The 11,515-nt window shown below is 39.8% G+C and carries 12 protein-coding genes; 6 read left to right on the plus strand and 6 right to left on the minus strand.

Annotated elements, in window-relative coordinates; translation table 11 throughout:
* Positions 1-314 precede the first annotated feature (314 nt).
* The 4 genes from AX660_RS09615 (at position 315) to AX660_RS09630 (ending at position 4,829) form a co-directional block, all read left to right on the plus strand.
* On the plus strand, positions 315-980 hold the full coding sequence (locus AX660_RS09615) for a transglutaminase-like cysteine peptidase (protein WP_068375951.1): 666 nt from the start codon (positions 315-317) through the stop codon (positions 978-980).
* A 5-nt stretch (positions 981-985) separates the two neighbouring features.
* Positions 986-2,920 carry a bifunctional diguanylate cyclase/phosphodiesterase gene (locus AX660_RS09620; protein ID WP_068375953.1) on the plus strand — a complete coding sequence of 645 codons (1,935 nt, stop codon included), beginning with the start codon at positions 986-988 and terminating at the stop codon, positions 2,918-2,920.
* A 142-nt stretch (positions 2,921-3,062) separates the two neighbouring features.
* On the plus strand, positions 3,063-3,371 hold the full coding sequence (locus AX660_RS09625) for a hypothetical protein (protein WP_068375955.1): 309 nt from the start codon (positions 3,063-3,065) through the stop codon (positions 3,369-3,371).
* 477 nt (positions 3,372-3,848) lie between these two features.
* Complete coding sequence (locus tag AX660_RS09630) at positions 3,849-4,829, plus strand: O-antigen ligase family protein (protein WP_235594706.1); 981 nt, start codon at positions 3,849-3,851, stop codon at positions 4,827-4,829.
* 77 nt (positions 4,830-4,906) lie between these two features.
* Here the strand turns inward: AX660_RS09630 and AX660_RS09635 are convergent, their stop codons facing one another.
* From AX660_RS09635 to AX660_RS09645, 3 genes are all read right to left on the minus strand, one after another.
* The gene (locus AX660_RS09635; RefSeq protein ID WP_068375957.1) at positions 4,907-5,593 is read right to left on the minus strand and encodes a VpsP family polysaccharide biosynthesis protein; all 687 of its coding nucleotides are present in this window, start codon (positions 5,591-5,593) and stop codon (positions 4,907-4,909) included.
* A 34-nt stretch (positions 5,594-5,627) separates the two neighbouring features.
* Positions 5,628-6,509 carry a hypothetical protein gene (locus AX660_RS09640; protein ID WP_131811780.1) on the minus strand — a complete coding sequence of 294 codons (882 nt, stop codon included), beginning with the start codon at positions 6,507-6,509 and terminating at the stop codon, positions 5,628-5,630.
* A gap of 130 nt (positions 6,510-6,639) precedes the next feature.
* A complete protein-coding gene (locus tag AX660_RS09645; RefSeq protein WP_068375962.1) occupies positions 6,640-7,419 on the minus strand; it encodes an MBL fold metallo-hydrolase in 780 nt (259 codons plus the stop codon).
* Positions 7,420-7,483: 64 nt separating this feature from the next.
* Here AX660_RS09645 and AX660_RS09650 point away from each other — a divergent pair, with 64 nt between their 5' ends.
* Together AX660_RS09650 and AX660_RS09655 are read left to right on the plus strand one after the other, a co-directional pair.
* Positions 7,484-7,816: a MerR family transcriptional regulator gene (locus AX660_RS09650; RefSeq protein ID WP_068375963.1), complete on the plus strand. Its 333-nt coding sequence runs from the start codon at positions 7,484-7,486 to the stop codon at positions 7,814-7,816.
* A gap of 534 nt (positions 7,817-8,350) precedes the next feature.
* Positions 8,351-9,220 (plus strand): DMT family transporter, encoded by an 870-nt coding sequence (locus AX660_RS09655; protein WP_068375964.1) that lies wholly within the window; start codon positions 8,351-8,353, stop codon positions 9,218-9,220.
* Positions 9,221-9,300: 80 nt separating this feature from the next.
* Here AX660_RS09655 and AX660_RS09660 read toward each other — a convergent pair whose 3' ends face one another.
* The 3 genes from AX660_RS09660 to AX660_RS09670 form a co-directional block, all read right to left on the minus strand.
* The gene (locus tag AX660_RS09660; protein WP_068375966.1) at positions 9,301-10,020 is read right to left on the minus strand and encodes a 2OG-Fe(II) oxygenase; all 720 of its coding nucleotides are present in this window, start codon (positions 10,018-10,020) and stop codon (positions 9,301-9,303) included.
* A gap of 97 nt (positions 10,021-10,117) precedes the next feature.
* Entirely contained in the window at positions 10,118-10,585 is a 468-nt protein-coding gene (locus tag AX660_RS09665) for a prepilin-type N-terminal cleavage/methylation domain-containing protein (RefSeq protein ID WP_068375967.1), read from the minus strand.
* A 214-nt stretch (positions 10,586-10,799) separates the two neighbouring features.
* Positions 10,800-11,515 (minus strand): urate hydroxylase PuuD (locus AX660_RS09670; protein WP_201027432.1); only part of this gene is annotated, 716 nt, incomplete at its 5' end.

Consider the following 11,515-nt stretch of genomic DNA (forward strand, 5'->3'; position numbering starts at 1 on the left):
AAGGGCTGACTTATTATTTAACTTCAGCTGCTTAAGGTCTATTTATTAGTTTTGTTTTATTTGTCATACTTTCTGTACTTGAAACGATATTTTCTTTTACAAAAGTCTCGTATTTATTCAATCTAATCAGCGGTATGAAACTTAAAATGGCAAGTTAATTCAATGCGTTTAACGCTAACAATTGCCTAGAGTATCTATAAAATGTGCCATATCCCTATCAGTGCCATTATAAATGGCTCTAATTTATTAACATTGTTATTGTGGTGCTAACGTATGACTCTTTTTTCGAATAGCAGCCTAGGATTACCACTTTAGTGAATCTAAAGAATAAATGTTATGTCCTGTTTGCTGGCGCTATTTTTCAGTCTGTTGCATGGCATGCTCAGGCAGACGCCACAGTGAGTAAAAACACCCTAAAAAAAGTTCAGCAAATATATGGGACACAAGCCTCTCAAAACGTCGCTAAATGGAACGACCTACTGCTGGAACTAGCCGGTCAAGATATTCAAGAACAACTTTCTAAGGTAAATGATTTTTTCAATCGTCAAAAATTTGTGGATGACATAGTACATTGGAATAAGGAAGATTACTGGGCCACACCTATAGAGTTTATTGCTTCGGGCGGCGGCGATTGTGAAGACTTCAGTATTGCCAAGTACTTCAGTATGCGAGCATTAGGTGTGCCTGCAAGCAAGTTACGTTTAATGTACGTCAAAGCACTTGAATACAACATGGCTCATATGGTGTTGGCCTATTATGAGCAACCTAATGTCGTGCCTTTGGTGCTCGACAATATAAATAAAAATATTTTACCCGCTAATCAAAGAGGCGACTTGCAGCCCGTATATAGCTTTAATGGTGAAGGGTTGTGGGCAGCTAAAGAACAGGGCCGCGGTAAACAGTTACAAAATGGTGGCAATAATAGCCTGTGGAAAGATCTCACTAGTCGAATGAATCTAGAAAAAAATAATGAGGAATAACTAATATGCCATTGTCGAGACAACTTATTTTAAGTCTGTTTTCTGTTTTACTGGCCGTGTTTTTAGGCACATTAATGATTAATGTGAGTAATACTAAGGATGCTATCGAACAACAATTAGCCTCTCACGCTCAAGATACTGCCACGTCTTTCGGTCTATCGATTACTCCCTACATCGGCGATGAAAGTGATCTGCCTTTAATCGAGACAATGATGAACGCCATTTTTGATCGCGGTTTTTATCGTTCCATCGTACTAAAAGATTATCAAAACACAATATTGTTGGAAAAGCATAATCCTGAATCAGTAGAGGGGGTGCCCACTTGGTTTATGCAGTTGTTTCCACTCAATCCACCTGTGGTGGAATCTGAAATTAACAATGGCTGGACTATAGCTGCTGTTCTCACGGTGCAAAGTAATCCGAGTTTAGGCTATCAGCAGTTATGGCGAAATATGCTAGACGTGTTTGCTTTGACGTCTTGTATATTTGTGTTCGCATTAGGTTTGTTATTAGTGTTAGTTCGCCTCATTACAGTACCTATCTCGGCAGTAGTGAAACAAGTCGAGGCGATGAGTGAACAGAAATTTGAACAGTTGCAAATCAACCCAAGAACTCGTGAACTCAAGGTTTTCGTAAAATCTTTTAATAAAATGTCTGAGCGCTTAAATGATTTATTCACTCGCTTATCTGATCAAACCGAGCGTTATAGACAATTTGCCTATTCGGACAACTTAACCAAAGTAGGTAACAGACGAGCATTTGATCTGGCTTTCGACGGAATGTTATCAGATGCCGAACTACAACCCCATGGTTTTTTGTTGCTGATCCGGCTGTCAAGTTTAAGCCAAGTGAACAGCAATATAGGTTTTGTTGCTGGGGATGACTATATCAAGGGTGTATGTAAAGTCATTCATCAACTGTTAGAAAGTCAAAGTAGCCCCTGTGTTTTATATCGCCTTAATGGAGCCGATTTTTGTGTGTTATTAGAAGATATTGAAGAGGCTCAGGCTATCATTGTTATCCAAAGTTTGATGGATAAATGCAAGGCAATTGAAAAGCTTGAGTATGAGTCAGGCGCGGTACATATAGGTGCGGGTGGTTTTACTTACGGAGACAATAAAGGAAAAGTACTAGAAAAAGTAGACAGTGCACTGACCAAAGCCGTCTCTGAAGAACAACGGTGGCAGATAGTCAGTCGGCTTAGCATGGTGCAAAGCAATGATGTTTGGCGAGAAAAAATCACTTTGTTACTTAAGAGTGGGACAGCCGATTTTGTCGCCCAACCCATAAAAAACAACAGCGGCGAAGTAGAATATCAAGAATGGTTTGCTCGTTTCCGCGATCCTATTAATGATCAATATTTACCGATGGCAGAATTAATCCCTGTATCTATTCGTTTGGATTTTGCGCAAAAACTGGATGAATTGTTAGTTCTCTGTGCACTAGAAAAAGTAAAACATGTTACTGGCAATGTGGGGCTAAATGTTTCGCGTTTGTCGCTTTTACAACCCGTCTTTCAATATTGGTTAATGGAACAACTTTTTTTGCTTGGTGAGTCTTGCCAACGTTTGATACTAGAGATCCCGGAGCGTGCCTTGTTAGGAGACATTGAATCTTTCGGTACTTTTGTGGCCAAATTAAAGACAATGGGCGTAAGAATAACTATAGAAAGGTTTGGAGCTCAGTTTGCAGCGTTTACCCAGTTGCGAAAAATGCGACCAGATTACTTAAAATTGGATGGCCGATATATCAAGAACATCGACAGCGAAGAAGATAATCAGTTGTTTGTGCATTCTTTAGTTAATATAGCTCACGGTTTAGGCATCAAAATTATCGCTGAGCGAGTGGAAACAGAGCAAGAAGCCCAGATCCTTAAAGGTATGCAAGTAGACTTTGTACAAGGCTACTTTGTAGGTGAGCCGATAGTCTTAAAAAGTTGAAAATTTTTTTAAAGCAACACGTAAACAATTGGCTAATTTGCGTAAAATGTATAAACAATGCAAGTTAGTTGGTTGTATAATATACAGCAGCTCAGCACTAATATGGATTAGTGTGAGGTATTACATTTAGAAGGTAGTTGGCATGAAGTTTTCAGTTGTTGGTGCTTTATTTACTGTTGGTGTAGTAGCAGGTTCAATAACCTTTGGTTTGATGCGAAACAATGTTGCTGGGCACGCTGAAGCTGCTCAAGATGTGGTTCTTGCTGCGGCAATTACCGAAGTAAGCGATCCTAATGATGAATTACTTGCTGCATTAGCCGATGGTGCTGATCCTAGTACTTTGTCAGCACCCACAGCAGCGGGTGGTCCGGTTAACGGAGCAGGTTTGCCTTTTGCTGGATTAGGCGGTGACGGAAACGGCGGTGGAGCTCCTAGCGCCTCCTTAAACTAACTAAAAAATAGTGTCTTTAAGCCAAGGTATAATCCTTGGCTTTTTTATAAGTCAATATGAGCAATTGCTCATTTCGTCAATGGAATTTTATTGCACCCTTTTCTGTTAAATTTTCTATTTGTACTTTTGCTTTGGTTACCTATCCCCTTAGGTTCTAATCGACCTTGGGCCTGGCTAATCTTCGAGTTATCAGCCTTCAGTCTTTTGTTGGCTTGCTTGGTGCTAAAGCGCCATAACGAATGTTTGGGCTTAGCAAGGTTTAAAACACCTATTGTAATTTGGTTTGCCTTTCTATTTATCTGTTTGTTACAAATAATCCCACTACCAGCAAGTTTAATTGAGCTGCTATCACCTAATAGGCTAGGGGATCATTTAACATCAGCCATGCCGGCTTATTATTTGTCAACTGACTTAGGTCAGAGCCAAATCAGTTTTATCAAAAGTTTAGGGTACTTCAGTCTATTTTTAAGTTGCTTGATGTTAATTGATGATGAAAAACACATCCGTCGTTTACTTTTGGTCTTACTATTTAGTGGTCTTATTCAGGCCATTTATGGCGTAGTGGAAGTGCTTTCAGGTAGCGGGTTTAGCTTGGTTTTTGACTTAGCTATCAGTGAGTCTGCCACGGGGAGTTTTGTTTATAAAAATCATTTTGCTAATTTTTTGTTGCTTTGTCTAAGTGCAGGAGTTGGTTTAATGGTAACTGATATAGAAATAAGCAAATCTCAAAAACCGCAAGACTGGCGTATCTCGTTGATTACCACCTTACTGTCTAGCAAAACATTGATCCGAATATGCCTCGCTATCATGGTGATAGCCCTAGTTATGTCACGTTCTCGAATGGGTAATACAGCATTTTTTACAGCGCTAATAGCAGTGAGTTTGTTTGCATTGTTGTTGGATAGAAAAAAATCTAAAGGTCTGGCTATACTGCTCATCAGTATGCTGCTAATAGATCTATTTATTGTCAGCAAATGGTTCGGCTTGGAAAAGGTACAACAAAGATTAGCAGAAACCAGTTTCAGTCAGGAAACAAGAGACGAAGTGGTTATCGATTCGCTAGTCATCATTGAAGATTATCCATTGTTGGGTTCCGGAGGCGGCAGTTTTTACAGCGTTTTTCCAGGATATAAAAACTCGATTATCAACCCTTTTTATGACCATGCTCATAATGACTATCTAGAAATAGTCATTGAGTACGGCATCTTAGGTTTTACTTTGTTAGGGCTGCTTGTACTGTTCTCATTTATTAAGGCAATGACAGCCCTCAAAAAAAATGCCAGTCCACTGTCTAAAGGTACTTCGTTTGCCTGTCTCATGGCTTACTTAGGCATGTTAATCCATATGTCGGTAGACTTTCCGCTGCAAGCACCAGCAAACGCGGTTTATTTTATTATATTTATTGTTTTACCCTTGGTTGCCAAAAACGCAATTGTTAATCGGTCTGCAAACAATTGACACATTAAAGCTGCTACTAACAATGGCAATGCTTCAAACAATGGTTTTAGTGGTCAAGACGTTGAGAATGAACTAGCTCATTTGCATTTGGCAATGAGTTTTCGCGTATTTGAGTCTTCATTTTTAAGCCAATTACAGGCTACTACTTGCAACTTATATTGGTCTATCAGCTTTCTTACCTGTTCTCGAGTATTAGGATGCTTGAGGCCAAGCACCAGCCTTCGATTAAATTCTGGACGAATATTTATCAACATAAAGTGATTGTTTGCATAGAGCGCCAAGCCTAATTCAACCACCAAAAGGTGTATCTCGGGCTTTTGCGGACCGAGCGTTGTAGCTCGCTCAAAATAATATAACAACTCTTTGTCAAATTCTTGTAATCGCCATTTAAGTTTAATTAAAGCAGCCCAAGTGTCTGGCCAAAGAGGTCTTAACTCGGTCGCACGTAGATAGTGCTTTTTTGCTTCTAACAAGCCACTTTCACGTTTTTCATAGCCAAAGATAAATCCCCACTCGGTAACTTGTGCCAAATGATCCCAATACTCAGCATGGTGAGGGTGATGCAACACTGTTTGTTGAGCTCTGGTTTTAAAATGCGAATAGTCTTTATTGTTGTGCTCTAGTGGAAAGTTTTGCCAATGTTTGAGCATATTGCTTACCGCATAATGATCATAACTTGCCCTACCAAAAGACAGGGCTTGGTGTAATCCGAAACCACATAAAGTGATGATAAAAGCCACAACAAAATAATGAGCTCTTGTCATCCTGCTGCACCAATAATAAAACTATCAGATAAAGTCATGTGTTTGATTTACTGCTTTTAGCAGTGAGCAGCTGATTTTTATACCCGTCTGCGGCCTGAAGACGCACAAGAAGCAACACAAGTGATGATATGACTAAAAGACTTACTAAAAAACTCATACTCACTATCAATATCCTATTGGGCTTTAAACGTATAGTCGTGTAGTTGCCTATATGAATATTTGAATCTACCGTATTAGCAAGGGTAGATGGTTGCATAGTGTTTAGCTTAACTTGCTGCTCAAATTGCTCAGTCAACTGCGTTTTTGTCTCAGCAACACTCTGCACATATAAATCTGCGGCTAACTTGGCAATAATAATAGCAAAAGTTGCATTTCGATCTTTATAGTCAATATAGACCTCCCTCTGACGCGAGGAATAACGCAGGTGCAAATTTTGAATAAGTTGCTCTTTTGTATAATTGTTTTTTAACATAAGTAGTTGTTTGGGAGCTAAAAAATCTGGGTCTTGCTGTGGCATAAAAGGTAAAGCCGTCCTGATTTTTTGTTTAATTCGAGTAATAACAACATATTCTGTTAGTGCTTTTTCTAATTCACTGTCTACATCAGATAATTTAAGTTTTGTTAATTTAGTTAACAGGCCTTTAGTAATGTTTTCCAATAACATTTCTTCGTAAATACTCGCCAATTCATTATGCTTAAGCGTCTCGGTCAAGGGCAAATGTGCTTCGCTTGCTAGCGCCGTTTGCCGAGATAAAAATTCCAGCTTAGCCGTTCCTAGATAGGTAGAAGGAATAGTACTAACGATTAAAATCGACAGTATTGTGAGCAAAATAGACAGGCGTAAAATACGCCACTGGTAGTCTTTGATTGCCTGCCAATATAGCGCTGTCCTAAAAGATTTATCACCTAAAAACATAATGTTAAAACTGGCATAGACTCTCGAATCCATTGACTTGTTAAGCGAGATATATTTCTGCAGAAAAGGTCGCTAAGGCGTAACTCGAATTAGCATAAACTATTGTATTGTAGCTAGTACATCTTTTGGTCTACCAATTTGGTAAATGAAGCGCTAGGGTTTCACCGTCATTTGGAATAATAAAGCGTTCAACTAAGTGATGCTCTTTTAATATTATCGCTAAGTCTTTACGACTGATTCGACAATGATCTAAGGCATCCATATGATTAGCGATAATGATGCCCGTACTCAGTGAGGCTAATTCAATAATATCTTCTTCACTTAATAATAAAGGTGCGCCTAGATCAAACTGGGCTTTGCCAGTGGGGGCGACGATGTAGTTCGGCTGATTATGACAAATAAACTCCCGTATCTCATCGGTCAGAATGGTATCACCCATAAGATAGAGGCTCGGTTCATTTTCTAACTTGATAAAGTAGCCAACCCCGTGTTCCATAAATGGGGTTAACCAGCCGGTAGTGTGGGTTGCTGAAATTTGTTGGATGCTGCCGTTAAAAAAGGCGCTAACATTTTTTTCAAAAGCTCGTGTGACAATCCCTTTTTTACTTAAGTAATTCACATCTCGAGTGGTACAAAAAGTAGTAATGTTGTTTTTTCGTAACCAGTTTACACCAGCCCGGTCTAAGTGATCGAAATGCCCTTTTTGACAATGTGTAATGAGTGCATAGTTAATTTGTTTTTGTAGTTGATGAAAGGAAACTGGTAGTCCTACTAATGGATTACGTTGATTGCTCTTGAAATAACGTAGTTTGGGTAAAGTCGATTGATCAGCAAGCATGGGATCAACCAAAATAAAATTGTCTTGGACTTCAATGATTAACGTCGCGTTTCTGATTTGTGTGATTTTCATAATATCTCCTGATTAGTAAAACCATGGTAAAGTATGGATTTACTCCATAGTCAAGGCTTAGATTATGAAAATTGCTGAATTTGAAAATAAGGTTGGAATATTGCGTGATACGTTGCGCTATTACGAAAAAATTGGAATGCTGACTCCACCTAAGCGAGGGAGTAATGGCTATCGATGTTATGGCAAAATTCAAATTGAGGAGTTAGCCTTTATTGAACGAGGTAAGGCGATAGGTTTTTCACTCTCTGAAATAAAAAGTGGATATGAACGTTATAAAAAATTGGGTTACTTATGCCCCGAATTTCGTAAGCAATTAATAGATAAAAAAACCATGCTTACTGGGCGTATTGCAGCGGACCAAGACAGTATTGCAAAAATTGATCAAATGTTGGCGTAGTTCAAACTTAATTGAACCCCTATAGTTTTATACTTTACATCCCTGTTATTCACTTCATCTAAACCAGTTATCGCTTTCTTTCGAGGCGACTAACCACAGTTTATGTTGAAGCTTTTCAAACCTAAAACATTCGACATGATCAGGAGTCGCTTCGCCCGTTGCACAAGGAAGTAAACCAAGGGTATCTCCTGACTGGAGCGCAACAGCCAAGTTAGGAAGCGCATTCTCTCTAGAAGGGCATTACAAGTGTTCCTAGAACTGGTCTCAATGCCAACAAAATAGTGTCCTTTTTCAGCTTGGGATACAAAGTGCGGTTCAGTTTGATTTAAATATCGCTACATAAACAACTTTTAGTAAACACCCTATTCAGAGCAATACCAACTCGTCACATTATAACCCTATGTAGCTGCCTACTATCCCTTGTATAAAAAACACATTACAGGATAATCCGCGGTCGATTGTATCTTCTGACTTGCAGAAACTCGCGAATTGGCTTTGAAATTAAAGCGACTTATTTGGATCCGGAGATTTTAAATGACTTGGGTTGTTTACGCATTATTAGCGGCGATACTGTTTGGTTTGCGGGGTGTTTTTTATCAATGGACATCGCAAAAAACTATGAATCGCAACTTGATGTTGTGTGGGGTATTTTTTACTGGTTTGGTGGTAAGTACCTTGTTTTTTTTGCTAGGAAAAATAGCAGTTGATATTTCGACTAGTCATCTTGTGGTTGGCAGTAGTATGGGGATTTTGTCATTTTTAGGCAACGCATCTCTATATAAGGGATATGCAGTTGGCAAAGCGTCCCTGGTCAGCGTACTTGCAGGCTTAACACCATTAATAGTGGTTATACTTGCTTATCTAATTTGGAATGAAACCTTAACAGTCATTCAATTGTGGTCTTTCGGCATTATATTTTTGGGTATTTACTTAATTCGCTGTTCCAATGATCTCAGTTTTAAAGATTTAAAGGGCGCACAATGGGGTTTGCTCGCGGCCTTGTTTTTTGGTTTGAACGATATTATGGGTAAACAGTCCACCCGGGTTGGCTCGGATACGTTTATTACCTTGGCGCTAATGTTTGGCGTGGGTAGCTTCTTGTTTTTAGTTAGCTGGTTAGCCAATAGAAATAGTCGTAACCAAGGAGTCGCAACGTTATCATGGTCTAACACTCGAACCTTTAGTGTCGGTTTACTTGTTGGACTCACCAACGTTGGTGGTATGGTCGCTATTCTAACGGCCTTTGCTACTGGCCCAACTGGCATGGTTTCGGCAATTTCCGCGCTTAGCTTGTTAGTGATATTGCTCTATACACGTTTTGTTTTACATATCCCGTTTCGTTTAATGGAATTGTTAGGTATTGGCTTTGCCTTAGTAGGCTTACTTTTACTGAGACTTTTTTAAGTTAGGCATAGGCTGTTTCCGTGATGCTTACGCTAGGCCGTCACACCAAATTAGTTACAGGCTCCTTACTTAAAAAAACACTATTCAGACCAATACCAACTAGTCACATTGTACCTAAACCTATCCGCGTACTTCGTGTTCAAACTATTCACCCAATGTTCTGAGCCCTCTGTGGAGGGATCAAACAGTACACATCGGTTATGTAGTGGTGGGATGCTAATCTGTTGATCATTTTTACCTGCAAAGACTAGCTCTCCTCCCGTATGGGCGTCCCACTCTTGGTTTAAATATAACAACATACACACTTCTCTTCCGGGAGAGTCATCGGCGTGTTCGGCAACAAAGTCGTTGGGGCCTAGTCGAAAATAGTTGGTATTAATTGCAGGATCCGCCACATGCATATCGGTGAGTGTCACATTAAAAATGCGCGACAATACCGGCATAAACTCATTGCCACGTAAGTAGGCTAAAAAATCATGGGCTATGTTTGAATTAATATTATTGGTATGGGAGGTATTAGTGTCATTAGCGCTAAGGGCATTACGCAACCACACATCCCGTTGTACAAAACGTTGTTCTTTGTTGGCTTTTTGCCATTGTTTGTCATCTACATATAAGCCAAAGTAGGTATGTTTTTGGGTTTGCCAGCAAGAGGATTGTTGTAAAACCTTGACGACCTCATCCAGTTTGCTTAGGTCGAATAAGCCATCAATGACAATATGTTTTGGAATAGATTTTCTGAGCAATTTACGATATTGGGATATTGCAGCATCACTTATTTTTTGTTCATTCAACCACATTCAAACTGCTCACTGATGTTGTTAGCTATTGATTAAATTAATTCCTAATTAAAGCCAAACAGAATAAGGACAAAAAATCAAAGTAAGCTTAATGTTATTAACAACCTGTAGTGGTTAATGTGAATGTTGGAGCTCTAGTTGATCTAGCCGAAGTATATCGTATCTTACAATTGGCAGGGTCTGGTGCGTCATTAAGTCGTACATCAATCGATCCCAATTGTCCGCTACAATTACCACCAACCCATACAAAACTATCATCGAAAGAGACTGTCTTGGCTATTCCGTTTGGGTGAGGGCAAGGATAGCCGCAACGTAAGGTTACTGATTCAGTCCCTACTTGAATCGTGGGATTTGTCGCGCAATCCGTTTTTCCAGCCATAATTGCTTTTAAATTGACTAAGTTTGATGCCGTACGCATGGATCCTTCAAATGATTCGAGTACCGATATTCGGGCATCGCTACTAATATCGATGAACTTAGGTGCAGCAACGACCGACAGTATTCCAAGTATTACAATTACTATTATTAACTCAATAAGGGTAAAACCTGTTGCTTTATTACTCATTAATTTGTCCTGATAATAGCTGCGCACGGAGTGTAATGTTTTATTGTTAAAATGAAAAATTTAACATAGCAGCATAGATATTAATGTGGGCCGTCTTAAATAGAGCTGGCCCTAGGGGATTTTTTTGATTCGCTCCAGCGGGGCACATCTAAGGCCACTCAGTCCCATCATTTTACGTTATTTACCTCTGTATTATCTGTGTCCTATGTGGCACTTAGTCAACTCTATTTAAGCTTTTGTACCATGTTGCTATCAGTTCGCGTTCGACCTCTGTCATGCCAGTTTTATTCATCATGGGCATGTCTTTAGTGACTGAGGCTCGGCGATATATCACTGCGGCGCGAGCCTCTATTTGCTGCCAGTTATCAAAGGTTAGCCCTAAGGGGGCAATCACAAAAATATCGTCTGTGGGTTTAGCTGAGTGGCAATTGGCACAGTGGGTTTGCATGATGGCCATAACTTGGCTTTGTTGTTCGGTTAGTGCAGGGGCTGTCTGCTGTACCTCACTCTTAAGGTTTTGACTAACAACAGGAACAGCACGAGGCATAGAGACCCACAACGCAATTAATAACATACCAATGGCACCAGTAATGAGTACCGAAGGGCGGCTAATACCGATATGTTTGAGATTAAAATAGTGTCTTATCCAAGCCGACACCACACCAATCGCGACTAAGATCAACCAGTTGAGTTCGTGCTGATAAGTCATGGGGTAATGATTGCTGATCATGATGAACAACAGGGGCAAGGTGAAGTAGTTGTTATGTACCGAACGTAACTTAGCGCCTAGTCCCCATTCGGGATCAATCTCGGTTTTGTTGGCCACCGCTTTTACCATTAAACGCTGGGCAGGCATGATTTTGAAAAATACATTACCCGCCATGATCGTACCGATCAAGGCACCCACATGCATAAAGGCACCACGGCCAC

It is taken from the genome of Paraglaciecola hydrolytica (assembly GCF_001565895.1).
GTDB lineage: Bacteria > Pseudomonadota > Gammaproteobacteria > Enterobacterales > Alteromonadaceae > Paraglaciecola > Paraglaciecola hydrolytica.